Origin of the sequence: Paraburkholderia sp. BR10872 (assembly GCF_040965835.1) — a bacterium.
Classification (GTDB): domain Bacteria; phylum Pseudomonadota; class Gammaproteobacteria; order Burkholderiales; family Burkholderiaceae; genus Paraburkholderia; species Paraburkholderia nodosa_A.
Genome location: NZ_JBFRCN010000001.1, coordinates 342,591 through 356,905, shown reverse-complemented (window position 1 = coordinate 356,905; position 14,315 = coordinate 342,591). Strand labels below are relative to the sequence as shown.

Sequence of the window (14,315 nt, the reverse complement as noted above, 5' to 3'; positions counted from 1 at the left end):
TACGTAGGATTGCATACGATTACGTGGCATCGGTCAACGAACGCCAGTCCGAACCGACCGGCAGCACGCCGCCGATCGAGATCGCGCGCGAGTAGTCGAGTTCGGGGTTGTCGGCGAGCGTGGGCGTCTTGCCGGCCATGAACTCGCGTGCCGACTTGAGCAGCAGCCCGCGCACGCGCAGCACGGCGCCGTCGGCGGAGCAGAGTTGCTCGGTGGTGCGGTCCGCAATCGGGCCCTGGCCGAGGAACATCGCGAAGTCTTCGGTCCCCAGGTGCTGGTGAAAGCCGGTGGCGTGGCCGCGCTTCATGAGGTCGCGGTTCTGACCGAAGCCGGTTTCGCGCGTTCCCGGCGGCAGCGGCGGGAAGTTCCACACATCCGGCGTAGCCGACATCACCGTCATGCCGAGCTTGCGCGTAGGGTTGAAGTGCACGAACCAGGCGCGGTGCGTGACGTCATCCACGGGCGTGGAGAAGAACACCGTGCTCGGCCCGTTCGAGTCCGGCGCGCAGATGATGCCGTACCACGGCATCACGAAATTGTTGACGCGTGCATAGACCTTTTCGTCGGGCAAATCGCGTAGCGCGGCGTAGCGATAGCCGTATGGCCGGTCCTCGAACTCGAGGCGTGGCGCGAGCGCTTTCGTCATGTGCATGCGTTCGTTGCCGCCACCAGCCGTGATCTGCGTGGTCGATTCGTGCAGCACGCCCACGTGCGACGAATCCATCGACGCCTCGACGCTCTGCACCCAGTTGGTCGGCACTTCGACGCAGGTGACCGAGCGCTGCCCGGCGGGCAGCTGAGTGAACGGCAGGTCGGGGAAGCGCGGCGGCCCGGCGTTCTCGCCGCCCTTGCCGAGCCATATCCAGACGATGCCGCCGCGCTCCTCCACGCTGTACTGACTCGTCTTCACGCGCTTGCAGAACTGCGCCTGGTCGCCGACCTGGTTCGGCGCTTCGACCACCTGGCCTTCCACGTTCACCTTCCAGCCGTGGAAAATGCAGCGCAAGCCGTTATTCTCGTTGCGCGCCATCATCATCGAGGTCTTGCGGTGCGGGCAAAGCTCGTCGATCACGCCGGCCTTGCCGTCGGTGCCGCGAAACGCCACGTAGTTCGAGCCAAGCAGGCGAACCAGCACGGGCGCGCCATCCGCTTCGAGCTTCGCCGACGGCACGGCAGGGATCCAGTAATGCTGGCGGATCATCTCGCCCATCGGCGCGCCGTTTTCGACGCGCGTGAGCAGATCGTTTTCTTCAGCGGTCATGGCCATGTTCAAGCCTCCTGATAGTGGCGGAACGCACGCGGATAGACGCGCTGGCAATTGCACTCGAACACGTTCCTGCGTTGTTCCTCGGTGAGCCACTCGATGCTTTCGATCACCGGCTTCATGTCGTCGTAGTCGCGGCCCGAGATCGGGTCGCGCGCGCTGCCCGTGCCCGGCTTTTCGGTTCCGAACAGCACGTTGTCGGTGCCGGCCACCTTGAGCAGCAGCTCGATCGAATCTTTCGAGTAGTTGCAGGTGTCGAAGTAGAGCTTGCGCAGTTGTTCGTCGAAAGTCTGTGGATGATTGCGGCGCACGGCCCACGAACGGAAGCGGCCCATCTGGTAGGGAATCGCGCCGCCGCCGTGGCCCACCACGATCTTCAGGTTCGGGAACTTCTGGAACACGTCCGATTCGAGCAGCGAAATGACCGCGATGTTTTCTTCGTTGATGAACTTCAGCGTGTACGACTCGCGCGGGCTGCAACTGCCGGCCGAGTGGATCAGTGCGGGCACGTCGAGCGCCGTCATCGTTTCATAGAGCGGATACCAGAACGGATCGCCGAGGCCGGCCGGCGCGGGGCCCTCGCCTTCGGTCGGATCGGGGTTCAGCAGCGTGCCGACGAAGCCCAGTTCATTCACGCAGCGCTTCAGTTCGGCCACGCATTTTTCGGCGGGCGATTCGTTCATGAACTGCGGCAGGCCGGCCACGCCACGGAAGCGGTCCGGGAACATGTCGACGAAGCGCTTGATCAGGTCGTTGCAGTGACGCGTCCACAGCTCGGTCACGCGCGCCGGCTTCACCGAATGCATTTGCAGGTAGGGGCGCGGCGAGATGAACTGAACGTCGGTGCCGACGGCGTCCATGCTGCGCACGAGTTCCTCGGCCTGCTTGCGCACCGCTTCGTCCGGGATGTTCGGGTTGGTCGACGGGTTGGCGCGTCCGCCAACGAGCTCCGCCATGTAGCGGAAGCTTTGCGGTGGCATGACGACGTGGGCGTGGGAGTCGATGATCACGTTGGAACCTTTTTCAATGAATGGAGGGATGCGCTGCGTTGCTTGACGTTGGTGGTGGAGGCCGCGCGTTCAGGGCGCGACGGCCATTGCTTCGAGCTGAAGAGCCATGCCGTGCTGCAGGTCGTGCACGACGATATGGCGTGCGGGCCGCTGCGCCGGGTCGGGCCAGAAGGCGAGCCAGTGCGCGTTGATGTGTTCGCGCACGCTATCGTCTTTCACATGGACGGTGAGTTTCACGACGTCCGCGAGCGTCGCACCGCCTGCGTCGAGAAAGCGCTCGAGGTTGTCGAACGCGAGGCGGGCCTGGTCGGCGGGGCCGGCGGCGAGCTTGCCGGTGGCCGGGTCCTTGCCGGCGATCGCCGACGAGCACAGCACGTTCGCCACGCGGGCGCCCACCGGAATCGGGGCGTTATGCGAGAGGCCTGGGACGTCGATGGAGCGGGGCATGGTGTCTCCGTATGGATTATTCAGGATGACTGGATATCTCAGTCGGTGCCGAAGTCGAAGAAGTGGCGTGGCACGGCGGCGAGGAATTCGGAAAAGCCGGTCGTGCCCGCGGGAACGTGACGCCGCATCACCTCGGCGGCTTTCGCTTCGTCGCCGGCCTGGATGGCGCGCGCGATCTCGAAGTGCTCCTGGAGCGAGCGGCTGATCTGGCTGCGGTTGCGCAGGTCGGCCACGCGGTAGCGCGCCGACTGGCGGCGCGCGGCGCGAATCTGGTCGGCGAGGCACTCGTTGCGGCTGCCTTCGTAGATCGTGTCGTGAAAAAGCGCATTGGCGCGTGCGTACTCGCCGGCGTCGCCTTCCACTGCGGCCTGCTGGCACGCCATCAGCGCGCGGTCGAGCGCCTCGCGCAGGGTGTCGCTCGCGCGCCTTGCGCAAAAGCGTGCGCACAGCGCCTCCAGTTCCCCGATGTACTCCAGCATCGAGCGCACCTTGGCGATCGACAGCCGCGCCACGGTCATGCCCTGGCGCGGCGAGATCACCACGAGTTCGCGCGCCGCGAGATGCTGAAGCGCTTCGCGCACCGGCGTGCGCGACACGTTGAAGCGCGCAGCGAGCGCACGCTCGTCGATCGGCATGCCCGGCGCGAGCTGGCCAGTTTCGATCTCGGCCTGAAGCGTCTCGCGAATGTCGTTCGCGAGACTCGCTCGCATACGGGGGGCGGCTGCCGGATGGGCGCGCGCTGCGCCGTCGCGTTCGGCGGTCAGGTCGGCTACAGGTTTCATGGAAAGTACGGTCGTTGGGGTTCGGATGGCTTAAATATACCAACATGATGTTGTGGCATTCAAGGCGGCGTTTTTTCTTATGCGGTCGCGCCGTTTGCTGGATGTACGTCGAGCGACAATTAAAAGACATTAAAATCAATGAGATGCCGTTTGATAGGTGGCCCGGGTGGGTGCGGTTAGGGAAAAACACTAACCTAGTAAATGTGCCTCTGGTGTATTGAGAAAGAGGTTGTGGTATGCCAGAATGACTCTCAATCGAACTGATCCTGGTTTGCCAGTGCCGGGATCGCAATCAAGAAGAGGCATGACCTGATGAGTAAGTCACTCTCCGAAGCAGGCGGCGTGTTGTCCGTCGAACGCGTGCTCAAGCCGCGCTCGATCGCGATCGTCGGTGCTTCCGCCGATCCCCGCTCGTTCGGCAACTTCGTGCTGCAGAACCTGGAGCGTTTCGGCTTTGCGGGCGCGATCCATCTCGTGTCGCGCAGCAGCGAGGAAATCAACGGCCGCCCGTGCGTGAAGAGCGTGGACGCGCTGCCCGAAGGCATCGACCTCGTGGTGCTGTGCATTCCGGAAGCCGGTGTGCTCGACGCCGTCTGCACGCTGGGCGCGCGCGGCGCGGGCGCGGCGGTGATCTTCGCTTCGGGCTACGCCGAAGCAGGCGAGGAAGGCCGTGCGAAACAGCAGGCGCTCACTGAGGCCGCGAACGCCGCGGGCATCGCGCTGATCGGCCCGAACTGCATGGGCTTCACCAACTTCCAGGCCGGCGTGCCGGTCACTTTCGAGGCGCTCGCGCCATATCCGTGCGCGGGTCGCAAGGGCGTTGGCGTGGTTGCGCAAAGCGGCGCGATGGCCGCGAACCTGCGCGACGCCTTCATGGGCCGCGGCCAGCCGATCACGGCGGCCGTTTCGACCGGCAACGAAGCCGTGCTTGGCATCGAGGACTATCTCGCGTGGTTCATCGCCGACCCGCAGACGACTGCGATCGCCGTGTATGCGGAGCAGGTGCGCCGCCCGCAGACTTTCCTCGCGCTGGCGCGCGAAGCGCGTGCGGCAGGCAAGCCGATCGTGATGCTGATGCCGGGCAAGAGCGCGCGAGCGCGCGAAGCGGCACAGTCGCACACCGGCGCGCTCGCAGGCGACCATGCCACGGCGAGCGTGCTACTCGCGCGCGAAGGCGTGGTGGTGGTCGATTCGCTCGATGAACTGTTCGACACCACGACGATCCTCGCGCGCTTCCCGGTGCCGCCCGCAGCGGGTACGGCGGTCATGACGGCATCGGGCGCGGTGAAGAACATTACGCTCGACTTCGCCGACGACATCGGTCTGAACCTGCCGCCGCTCACCGAGCCGACGCTCGGGAAGCTCACCGAACTGCTGCCGGACTTCGCCCTGGCCGACAACCCGCTCGACTACACGACGATCGGCGTGCGCAACCCAGGCCTGATCGGCGAACTGATCGACACGGTGCTCGCCGACCCGAACATCGGCAGCCTCGTCCTCTCGATCATGGGCGGCCCTCCCATCGCGCAGCGCGACAAGGCCGACCACCTCGTGCCCGCGCTCGCGCGCGCCACCAAGCCCGCGGTGCTTGCGGTAATGGGCGACAACAACGTGCTGGAGCCGTTCTTCATCGAAGCGATTGCCGCGAGCGGCGTGCCGTTCTTCCGTTCGCCGGACCGCGCGCTGCGCGCCTGCGCACGCGTGGCGGCCTACGGCGAATCGCTGCAGCGAGCGCAGCGCGCGCAAACGGCGCAGCCAGCCGCGATCGCGCTGCCGGGCGCCGTGCCGGCGAACGGTATTTATGCCGAATATCAGGGCAAGCAATGGCTTGCCGCAGCGGGTCTGCCGGTGCCGCCGGGGCGACTCGCGAAGACGATCGACGAAGCGCAGAAGATTGCGGATGAAATCGGCTATCCGGTCGTGCTCAAGGCGCAGGCGAGCGAACTGCCGCACAAGAGCGACGTGGGCGGCGTGGTGGTCGGTCTCGCCGATGCGGCCTCGCTGCGCGCCGGCTGGGACAAGCTGCACGCGAGCGTGGCTTCGCATCGCCCCGAGCTGCGGCTCGACGGTGCGCTTGTCGAAGCGATGGGCCCGCGCGGTCTCGAACTCGTGGTGGGCGCCAGGCGTGACGCCGAATGGGGCCCCGTCGTGCTGGTCGGCCTGGGCGGCATCTGGATCGAAGCGCTCAGGGACGTGCGCCTGATTCCCGCCGACATGGCCGAAACCGACATCGTGGTCGAGCTGCGCCGCCTGAAGGCCGCCGCGCTGCTCGACGGCGTGCGCGGCGCCGAAGGTGTGGACGTGGCCGCCATCGCGAAGGCCGTGGCCGCGATCGGTGCGCAGATGCGCGCGAACCCGCAGATCACCGAGATCGATGTGAATCCGCTCGTTGCCTACCCGGACCGCGTGCTCGCGCTCGATGCACTCGTCGTGTGCGGTTCGCAGGGCGCAAACAGCGGCGCACATCACTAATAAGGACAATGAATCAATGAGACTGGAATTCTCCGCAGAGGACGAGGCGTTTCGCGCCGAGGTGCGCGAGTTCGTCAAGAAGAACCTTTCGCCCGCACTCAAGCGCAAGGCCGAACTGGGCCTGCGCATCGAGCGCGCCGATTATGTCGAGTGGTACACGCATCTGTACGAGCGCGGCTGGATCACGCCGTCGTGGCCGAAGGAGGCCGGTGGCCCTGGCTGGACGCCGCTGCAACGCTATATCTTCGACGAGGAAACGCTCGTTGGCGGCGCGCCGCGCATCATCGCGAGCGGCATCAACATGCTGGGCCCTGTGCTCAATGCGTTCGGAACGCCCGAGCAGAAAGAGCGCTACCTGCCCGCAATCCGCCGCAGCGAAACGTGGTGGGCGCAGGGCTTCTCGGAGCCGGGTGCGGGCTCCGACCTCGCCAGCGTGCGCACCACCGCCGTGCTTACCAGAGACAGCGACGGCGATCACTTCGTCGTGAATGGCCACAAGGTCTGGACTTCGTACGCGCACTGGTGCGAGATGATGTTCGCGCTGGTGCGCACCGACCCGACCGCCAAGCCGCAGGAAGGCATTTCGTTCCTGCTGATCGACATGAAGTCGCCGGGCGTGGAGCTGCGCCCCATTCGCATGCTCGAAGGCGGCACCGACCTCAACGAGGTCTATCTCGACAACGTGCGCGTGCCGGTCGAGAACCTCGTCGGCGAGATCAACAAGGGCTGGTCGTACGGCAAGTATCTGCTCGGCCACGAACGCACCGGCATTGCGGGCATCGGCTCCTGCAAGCAGCAGCTCGCGCGCGTCAAGCAGCTTGGCAAGCAGCAGGGCCTCGCCGGCGATCCGCTATTCGAGGCGCGCGTGAGCCGCTTCGAAATCGAGTTGATGGCGCTCGAATTCACGGGCCTGCGCATGCTGAGCGCAAACCAGCAGAGCCCCGTGCCGGCGGTAGAGGCGTCAATGCTCAAGGTGCGCGGCACCGAGCTGCGCCAGGCGATCTACGCGCTGCTCGCGGAAGTCGCAGGGCCCGACGGCATTCCGTTCGACGAAGCCGCGCTGCTCGACCAGGCGGGCCACGAGCCGCCGAGCCCGGAAGAGACCGTTGCCGTCGCGGCCAACTACTTCGATGCACGCAAGCTGTCGATCTACGGCGGCACGAACGAAGTGCAGCGCAACCTGATCAGCCGCGCGTTCTTCAATGCCTGAAGCGGGACACGAATAAACATGGACTTTTCTCTGACTGAAGATCACGTCGCGCTGCAAGACGCGGTACGCCGCTTCTGCGACGGCGAGTTTCCCGCGCACCGGCGCGGCGACACCGAAGACGCGGCGCTTGCGGCACACCGCCGCCAGGGCTTCGCCGAACTCGGCATCACGGGCCTCATCATCGACGCCGGACAGGGCGGCAGCGGCTACGGCGCGGTGGAAACGATGCTCGTCGCGCAGCAACTCGGCCGCGCGTTGGGCGGTGCAGGCTGGCTGTCGAGCGGCTTGCCGGCGGCTGCGCTGATCAGCGCGGCGGGCAGCGCGCAGCAGCGCTCGCAATGGCTCGAAGCGGCCGCGTGCGGCGAGAAGGTGCTTGCGCTCGCGGTGGGCGAAGCCGATGCGCGCTACGAGCTTGCGCGCATCGCGGTGCGCGCGAAGGAAACGGGCGACGGCTGGCGCATCGACGGCACCAAGACACTCGTGTTCGACGGCGCGATCGCCGACGCATTCGTGGTAGCCGTGCGCACCTCGGGCGAGCGCGGCGACATGCATGGCCTCTCGCTTTTCCTCGTCGACGCCAAAGCGCAAGGCATCACGCTGCGCCGCTTTGCGACGATCGACGCACGCGAAGCGGCCCACGTGAGCTTCGCCAACGTGATCGTGACCAAAGCCGACCTGATCGGCGAGGCCGGCGAAGCGCACGCGCTCATCGAAGCCGCGCTCGACCGCGCGAACGCGGCGCTGTGCGCAGAGTCGGTCGGCGCGCTGGAAGCGCTGCTCGAACTGACCGCCGAGCACCTGAATACGCGCTCGCAATTCGGTGCGCCGTTGGCGAAGTTTCAGGCGCTGCAACACCGCGTGGCCGACATGCTGATCGCGCTCGAACAGGGCAAGTCGATGGCGTGCGCGGCGGCCATGGCCGTCGATGAAAACGACCCGGCGCGCCGTGGCCGCTTTGTTTCCGCCGTCAAGGCCTTTATCGGCGATGTGTGCAAGAACGCGGGCGAATGGGCGATTCAGCTGCATGGCGCGATGGGCATGACGCAAGAGTGCCGCGCGGGCCACTACGCAAAGCGCATGTTCGCGATCAACATGACCTACGGTGACGCCACCTGGCATCTGAACCGCTTTACGGTGCAACGACTCGATAAGGAATCCGAATGACTCTGAACGGACAAGCCTGTATCGTCGGCGCCTATGAGCACCCCACGCGCAAAGCGGACGACCTTTCCGTCGCGCGCCTGCACGCCGACGTCGCGAAGGGCGCGCTGGAAGACGCGGGCCTGACGAAAGACGACATCGACGGCTACTTCTGCGCGGGGGATGCGCCCGGCCTCGGCACGACGACCATGGCCGAATACCTCGGCCTGAAGCTGCGCCACGTCGATTCGACCGAATGCGGCGGGTCCGCGCCGATCCTGCACGTCGCGCACGCGGCGCAAGCGATTGCGGCCGGCCGCTGCAATATCGCGCTGATCACGCTTGCGGGTCGCCCACGTGCGGCGGGCGCAGCGCTTTCGCTCAAGGCGCCGGACCCGGACGCGCCCGAAGTGCAGTTCGAGCTGCCGTTCGGCCCGGCCACACAGAATCTGTACGGCATGGTCGCGAAGCGCCATATGTACGAGTACGGCACCACAAGCGAGCAACTCGCGTGGATCAAGGTCGCGGCGTCCCACCACGCGCAGCACAACCCCAACGCGATGCTGCGCAACGTCGTGACCGTCGAAGACGTCGTGAACTCGCCGATGGTCGCTGACCCGCTGCATCGTCTGGACTGCTGCGTGATGAGCGATGGCGGCGGCGCGCTCATCGTGGCGCGTCCCGAGATCGCGAAGCAGTTGAAGCGCCCGCTCGTGAAGGTGCGCGGTACGGGCGAAGCGCCCAAGCACGCTGGCGGCGGCAAGATCGACCTCACGTGGTCGGCGGCGAAGTGGTCAGGCGCGGCAGCGTTCGCCGAAGCAGGTTTGACGCCCGCCGATATCAAGTATGCGTCGCTCTACGACAGCTTCACGATCACCGTGCTCATGCAGCTCGAAGACCTCGGCTTCTGCAAGAAGGGCGAGGGCGGCAGGTTCGTGCAGGACGGCGGCCTGATTTCGGGCGTGGGCAAGCTGCCTTTCAATACCGACGGCGGTGGCTTGTGCAACAACCACCCCGCGAACCGGGGCGGTGTCACGAAGGTGATCGAGGCCGTGCGCCAGTTGCGCGGCGAAGCGCACCCCGCCGTGCAGGTGCCGAACTGCGATATCGCACTGGCGAACGGAATCGGCGGCGCACTGGCTTCGCGTCATACGGCCGCAACGCTCATTTTGGAACGGGCTTAACGATGAGTACGACTAATCAGAACCCCGTTGCCGAAAAGTCGGCCAAGGCCGCCGCGGCCACCGGCCGGCGCCGCATTTCGCCTCCGCGCGTGTTGCCCGAGGCGATGCCTTTCTGGGAAGCGGCGAAGGATGGGCGCCTGCTCGTCAAGCGCTGCGCCGACTGCGGCGAGACGCACTACTACCCGCGCGACATCTGCCCGCATTGCCTGAGCGCGAACACGGAGTGGGTCGAGTCGACGGGCAAAGGCGCGATCTACTCGTGCAGCACGATGGGCAAGGAAGAGGCGCGCTACACGCTGGCCTATGTGACGCTCGACGAAGGCGTGCAGATGCTCAGCAATATCGTCGACTGCGACCCGGCCACGCTCGCCATCGGCCAGCGCGTGCAGGTCGTGTTCGAGCCGAGCGATGGCGGCTATCCGGTTCCGATGTTCACTCCGGCCTAAGGAAAAAACGCCCATGAGCGCAGAAAACAAGGACACCCAGCACGACCAGGGTGCGGCCACCGCCCGTAAAGGCGCGCTGTCACGCTTCACGATCATCGACGCCTCGCGGGTGCGAGCGGGCCCGACCGCCATGCGTCTTTTCGCGGACATGGGCGCACGCGTAATCAAGCTCGAAATCCCGCCCGGAGCGCCAGGTGGCGACGACATGATCGGCGGCCGCGACCACAATCGCGCCGATTATGAAAACCTGCATCGCAACAAGGAAAGCCTCACGCTGAACATGAAGGACCCCGCGGGCCGCGGGATTCTCCGCGAGCTGGTACGCCGCGCCGACGTGTTCATCGAAAACTTCCGCCCCGACGTGAAGGACCGCCTCGGCATTGGCCCGGACGCGCTGCGGGCGATCAATCCGCGCCTCGTCTACGCGAGCATCTCGGGCTTCGGCCAGGACGGTCCCTATGCGAACTGGCCGGGTTTCGATTCGATCGCGCAGGGCATGGGCGGCCTCATGAGCGTGACGGGCAAGCCGGGCGAAGGCCCGATGCGCGTGGGCATCCCAATCGCGGACCTGTGCGCGGGCCACTTCTGCGCGATGGCGATTCTCACCGCGCTACTGGAGCGTGACGCGTCGGGCGAAGGCCAGTGGGTGCAAACCTCGCTGCTGGAGGCACAGCTCGCAATGCTCGATTTTCAGGCCGCACAGTGGCTCGTGGACAAAAAGGTGCCGCAGCAGGTAGGCAACGAGCATCCGCTCACGGTGCCGACCGGCGTGTTCGAAACGAAGGACGGTTACCTGAATCTCGCTGCCATCGGCCAGACGATGTGGACACGGTTGTGCGAGGCGCTCGGCCTCGAACATCTGGCGCGCGCCGCGGGCTTCGATTCCGATCCGGCGCGCGTGGCCAACCGCGACGCCGTGAACCGCGCTGTGGGCGAAGTCTTCAAGACTCGGACGACGAAAGAATGGACTGCAGTGCTGATTAAATCGGGCGTGCCTTGCGGCCCGATTCACCGCATCGACGAGGTGTTCGAGGACCCGCAGGTCAAGCATCTCGGCATGGCGTGGCCGGTCGAGTTGCCGGGCAAAGGCGAGGTCGCCTTCGTGGGCCAGCCGTTCCGGCTCTCGCGCTATCCGCGCGAAGCGTCGCCGCGGCTTGCGCCTGAGCAGGGCGAGCATACGCAGGCCATCTTGCGCGAACTCGGTTACGCGGACGAACAGATCGAACAATGGCGCGCGGCATTCGTGGTCTGAGCGCGCGCCGGCAAAGCAATAACGCACAGGAGAAGGAGACGAAATGGCACGTTTGGTAGCGGCATTCGGCTCGTCGCACAGCATCATGCTGGTGTCGCAGCGCGAAGACTGGCAGCACGGCTTTCGCGCGGTGGACCCGAAGAATCCGCATTACTACGACAAGGCGGGCAATCACGTTACGTACGGCGACCTGCTGGAACGCGTACCGGCCGACGCCGAGGCGATGGTCACGCCCGAGCGCATGGGCGAGCGCTACGACCGGTCGGAAGCGGCGATGGATGAATTGCGTGAGCGTATTCGCGCAGCCCGGCTCGATGTGCTGATCGTGGTGGGTGACGATCAGACCGAGTTGTTTCGTACCACGAATAACCCGGCATTCGCCATCTACTATGGCGAGACCATCCGCAACGCAAAGCGCGAGACGAGCCCGAACGACAGTTGGTACGCCCGCGCCCGCACCATGCGCCAGGAGCCGGATGCCGACGTGCACTATCCCGTCAAGTCGGAGATGGCACGCTGGATGATTCGTGAACTCTGCGAGCGCGACTTCGACATGGCGGCGATGGACGGTCTGGAGCGCGGCCAGTACGAGGGCCACGCGTTCTCGTTCATTCACCGCCGCTATCTGCAGGGCCTCGACTTGCCTGTCATTCCGGTGATCGTCAATACCTTCGATCCGCCGAACCAGCCCACGCCGCGCCGCTGCATTCAGCTTGGCGCCGCGCTGCGCGAGCTGATCGAGGCATACCCCGAAGACCTGAGGGTGGGCGTGCTCGCGTCGGGCGGCCTCTCGCACTTCGTGGTGGACGAGGCGCTCGACAACGGCATTATCGAAGCGATCCACCGCAAGGACAGCGCGTGGCTTGCCGCGCTCGATCCGAAGCAGCTACAGGCGGGCAGTTCGGAAATCCGCAACTGGATCATCGCGGTCGAGGCGGCCAAGTCGCTCGACCTCGAATGGGTTTCGTACACGCCGGGCTATCGCAGCCCCGCGCTCACCGGCACGGGTCTTTGCTTCGCCGCGTGGCGCACGCTGGACTGATCCGCTTCACTTGCGCAAGACCTTCACGGAAGACTAGAACATGGCTGACCAAAATGTACAGCGCCTGCGGCGGCTCGACTGCTGCGCCGTCTCGGACGCGCTCGACAAACTCAAACTGCCCGGCGTGGTGAGCGGGTTGCCGCAGCGCTCGGGCCAGGGCCGCATTGCGGGCCGCGCGATCACCGTCAAGCTCGGCACCGGTGACGCGCCGCCCGGACCGCCCGTGCACCTCGGATGTACCGCAATCGAACAGGCCGACGCCGACAACGTGATCGTGGTCGAGCAGCGCAGCGGCGTGGAAGCCGGCTGCTGGGGCGGCCTGCTCTCGCTCGCCGCGAAGGTGCGCCAGGTCGCCGGCGTCGTGGTCGACGGGCCCGTGCGCGATATCGACGAGGCCATCGGCTACGAATTGCCCGTGTTCAGCCACGCCACCACGGCGCGCACGGCACGCGGCCGCGTGGTCGAAAAGGGCACCAATGTGCCGGTTCAGATCGGCGAGGTGCAGGTGGAGGCAGGCGACTACGTCGTGGCCGACAACAGCGCCGTGATCTTCATTCGCGCTGCCGATATCGGCCTCGTGCTGGACACCGCGGAGACGATTGTGGCGAAGGAGGCCGCGATGGCAAAAGCGATTCTTGCAGGCGTCCCAGTCGGCAGGGTCATGGGCGGCAACTACGAACACATGCTCGCCTGAGCGCATATTCACAATTCACGCAAGCGATCCAGAACCATGACGACGAACGACAACCGCAACGTGGAGCGCGCCGGCAAGCTCGACACCGCCACGCTCTCCGACGCGCTCGACAAGCTCGGCATCAACGGCCAGTGCTACAAGATCAAGGCGCGCAGCACGGACTTCCGCCTCGCGGGACGCGCCTGGACGCTCAAGTACGGTCCCGCCGCCAACCCGCCGGGCACGGTGGGCGACTATATCGACGACGTCCCGGAAGGCGCGGTCATCGTGCTCGATAACGGCGGACGCGAAGATGCGACCGTGTGGGGCGACATTCTCACCGAGATCGCGCATCGCCGTGGCATTGCGGGCACTGTGATCAACGGCATCTGCCGCGACGTTTCGCTGTGCCTGAAGCTCGGTTATCCGGTGTTCAGCCGCGATCACTGGATGCGCACCGGCAAGGACCGCGTGCAGGTCGAGGCGACCAATATTCCCGTCAACATGGGCGAGGCGCGCGTGCAGCCCGGTGACATCCTGCGCGGCGACGCCGATGGCGTGCTCGCGATTCCGCGCGAGCACGAAGACGCTGTCCTCGATGCCGCGGAGGCGATCCATCATGCCGAGGAAGCGATTCGAGAGGCGTGCCGCGGCGGTATGCGTCTGGACGAAGCGCGCAAGCAGTTCAAGTACCACCAGTTGCAAACGCGGGAGCAAAAGGTATGAAAGAACACGATTCGGCAACCACTATCCGCACTTCAATCGAACGCGTCGAGGCACGCGTGGTCGACGCGGCCCGCCAGGTGCCCGCAGCCACGCTGCACGAAGCCGGCGGCAAGATCGGCGCGCTGCCCGCTGCGATCAAGCCTGTCGCGCCTGGCTTCAGGATCTGCGGCACGGCAGTCACCGTGCATTCGCCGGGCGGCGACAACCTCTGGCTGCACCGCGCCATTCTGCTTGCTCAGCCGGGCGACGTGCTGGTGGTCTACACGAACGGCGTGTACGAACACGGCTACTGGGGCGAGGTGATGACGACAGCCGCGAAGGTGCGCGGTCTTGCGGGGCTCGTGATTGACGGCGCGGTGCGCGACGCCGACCTGCTGGAGTCGATCGGCTTCCCGGTGTTCTCGCGCGGGCTGTCCATTCGCGGCACGGGCAAGGACTTTGGCGCGATCGGCTGGATCAACGAGCCGGTGATGATCGGAAACGTCACGGTTTGTGCGGGCGACCTGATCGTCGGCGACCGCGACGGTGTGGTGGCCGTTCCGCGTGCCCGCGCGGCAGAAGTGGTGGAGAAGGGCGTGCAGCGCGAAGCCGACGAAGCCGCGATCTGCAAGCGCATCGAGGGAGGCGAAACTACCATGCAGATCTACAACTTCCACTGAGGCTGACG

Annotated in this window: 14 protein-coding genes; 10 read left to right on the top strand and 4 right to left on the bottom strand. The window is 65.8% G+C overall.

Going from position 1 to position 14,315, the window contains the following annotated elements; genetic code table 11:
- Positions 1-19: 19 nt before the first annotated feature.
- The 4 genes from AB4Y43_RS01970 to AB4Y43_RS01955 form a co-directional block, all read right to left on the bottom strand.
- Entirely contained in the window at positions 20-1,267 is a 1,248-nt protein-coding gene (locus tag AB4Y43_RS01970; protein ID WP_368726901.1) for a Rieske 2Fe-2S domain-containing protein, read from the bottom strand.
- A gap of 2 nt (positions 1,268-1,269) precedes the next feature.
- Positions 1,270-2,274, bottom strand: a complete 1,005-nt coding sequence (locus AB4Y43_RS01965; RefSeq protein WP_069266748.1) for an amidohydrolase family protein — start codon at positions 2,272-2,274, stop codon at positions 1,270-1,272.
- 69 nt (positions 2,275-2,343) lie between these two features.
- A complete protein-coding gene (locus tag AB4Y43_RS01960) occupies positions 2,344-2,721 on the bottom strand; it encodes a RidA family protein (protein WP_368726900.1) in 378 nt (125 codons plus the stop codon).
- Positions 2,722-2,759: 38 nt separating this feature from the next.
- Complete coding sequence (locus AB4Y43_RS01955; RefSeq protein WP_368726899.1) at positions 2,760-3,503, bottom strand: GntR family transcriptional regulator; 744 nt, start codon at positions 3,501-3,503, stop codon at positions 2,760-2,762.
- Positions 3,504-3,815: 312 nt separating this feature from the next.
- Here AB4Y43_RS01955 and AB4Y43_RS01950 point away from each other — a divergent pair, with 312 nt between their 5' ends.
- Genes AB4Y43_RS01950 through AB4Y43_RS01905 form a run of 10 tightly spaced genes read left to right on the top strand, consistent with a single transcriptional unit; the run spans position 3,816 to position 14,307 of the window.
- On the top strand, positions 3,816-5,975 hold the full coding sequence (locus AB4Y43_RS01950) for an acetate--CoA ligase family protein (RefSeq protein WP_368726898.1): 2,160 nt from the start codon (positions 3,816-3,818) through the stop codon (positions 5,973-5,975).
- Between the two features lie 16 nt (positions 5,976-5,991).
- Positions 5,992-7,185 carry an acyl-CoA dehydrogenase family protein gene (locus AB4Y43_RS01945; RefSeq protein ID WP_368684481.1) on the top strand — a complete coding sequence of 398 codons (1,194 nt, stop codon included), beginning with the start codon at positions 5,992-5,994 and terminating at the stop codon, positions 7,183-7,185.
- An 18-nt stretch (positions 7,186-7,203) separates the two neighbouring features.
- Positions 7,204-8,349, top strand: coding sequence for an acyl-CoA dehydrogenase family protein (locus AB4Y43_RS01940; protein ID WP_368726897.1), 1,146 nt, complete (start codon positions 7,204-7,206; stop codon positions 8,347-8,349).
- Positions 8,346-9,509 (top strand): thiolase domain-containing protein, encoded by a 1,164-nt coding sequence (locus AB4Y43_RS01935; protein ID WP_368726896.1) that lies wholly within the window; start codon positions 8,346-8,348, stop codon positions 9,507-9,509. The genes AB4Y43_RS01940 and AB4Y43_RS01935 overlap by 4 nt, the downstream gene beginning before the upstream one ends.
- 2 nt (positions 9,510-9,511) lie before the next feature.
- Positions 9,512-9,955, top strand: coding sequence for a Zn-ribbon domain-containing OB-fold protein (locus AB4Y43_RS01930; protein WP_342947221.1), 444 nt, complete (start codon positions 9,512-9,514; stop codon positions 9,953-9,955).
- Between the two features lie 13 nt (positions 9,956-9,968).
- Positions 9,969-11,207, top strand: a complete 1,239-nt coding sequence (locus AB4Y43_RS01925; RefSeq protein ID WP_368726895.1) for a CaiB/BaiF CoA transferase family protein — start codon at positions 9,969-9,971, stop codon at positions 11,205-11,207.
- Between the two features lie 43 nt (positions 11,208-11,250).
- Positions 11,251-12,249: a protocatechuate 3,4-dioxygenase gene (locus AB4Y43_RS01920; RefSeq protein ID WP_368726894.1), complete on the top strand. Its 999-nt coding sequence runs from the start codon at positions 11,251-11,253 to the stop codon at positions 12,247-12,249.
- Positions 12,250-12,289: 40 nt separating this feature from the next.
- Positions 12,290-12,943, top strand: a complete 654-nt coding sequence (locus AB4Y43_RS01915; RefSeq protein WP_368726893.1) for an RraA family protein — start codon at positions 12,290-12,292, stop codon at positions 12,941-12,943.
- A 36-nt stretch (positions 12,944-12,979) separates the two neighbouring features.
- A complete protein-coding gene (locus tag AB4Y43_RS01910; RefSeq protein ID WP_342947225.1) occupies positions 12,980-13,648 on the top strand; it encodes an RraA family protein in 669 nt (222 codons plus the stop codon).
- Positions 13,645-14,307: a 4-carboxy-4-hydroxy-2-oxoadipate aldolase/oxaloacetate decarboxylase gene (locus AB4Y43_RS01905; protein ID WP_368684485.1), complete on the top strand. Its 663-nt coding sequence runs from the start codon at positions 13,645-13,647 to the stop codon at positions 14,305-14,307. Before AB4Y43_RS01910 ends, AB4Y43_RS01905 begins: the two co-directional genes overlap by 4 nt.
- The last annotated feature ends 8 nt before the right edge of the window (positions 14,308-14,315 follow it).

Coding starts and splice junctions, on each gene's coding strand:
- AB4Y43_RS01970 (WP_368726901.1), bottom strand. CDS start 1,267: ATGGCCATGACCGCTGAAGAAAACGATCTGCTCACGCGCGTCGAAAAC.
- AB4Y43_RS01960 (WP_368726900.1), bottom strand. CDS start 2,721: ATGCCCCGCTCCATCGACGTCCCAGGCCTCTCGCATAACGCCCCGATT.
- AB4Y43_RS01955 (WP_368726899.1), bottom strand. CDS start 3,503: ATGAAACCTGTAGCCGACCTGACCGCCGAACGCGACGGCGCAGCGCGC.
- AB4Y43_RS01950 (WP_368726898.1), top strand. CDS start 3,816: ATGAGTAAGTCACTCTCCGAAGCAGGCGGCGTGTTGTCCGTCGAACGC.
- AB4Y43_RS01945 (WP_368684481.1), top strand. CDS start 5,992: ATGAGACTGGAATTCTCCGCAGAGGACGAGGCGTTTCGCGCCGAGGTG.
- AB4Y43_RS01940 (WP_368726897.1), top strand. CDS start 7,204: ATGGACTTTTCTCTGACTGAAGATCACGTCGCGCTGCAAGACGCGGTA.
- AB4Y43_RS01935 (WP_368726896.1), top strand. CDS start 8,346: ATGACTCTGAACGGACAAGCCTGTATCGTCGGCGCCTATGAGCACCCC.
- AB4Y43_RS01930 (WP_342947221.1), top strand. CDS start 9,512: ATGAGTACGACTAATCAGAACCCCGTTGCCGAAAAGTCGGCCAAGGCC.
- AB4Y43_RS01925 (WP_368726895.1), top strand. CDS start 9,969: ATGAGCGCAGAAAACAAGGACACCCAGCACGACCAGGGTGCGGCCACC.
- AB4Y43_RS01920 (WP_368726894.1), top strand. CDS start 11,251: ATGGCACGTTTGGTAGCGGCATTCGGCTCGTCGCACAGCATCATGCTG.
- AB4Y43_RS01915 (WP_368726893.1), top strand. CDS start 12,290: ATGGCTGACCAAAATGTACAGCGCCTGCGGCGGCTCGACTGCTGCGCC.
- AB4Y43_RS01910 (WP_342947225.1), top strand. CDS start 12,980: ATGACGACGAACGACAACCGCAACGTGGAGCGCGCCGGCAAGCTCGAC.
- AB4Y43_RS01905 (WP_368684485.1), top strand. CDS start 13,645: ATGAAAGAACACGATTCGGCAACCACTATCCGCACTTCAATCGAACGC.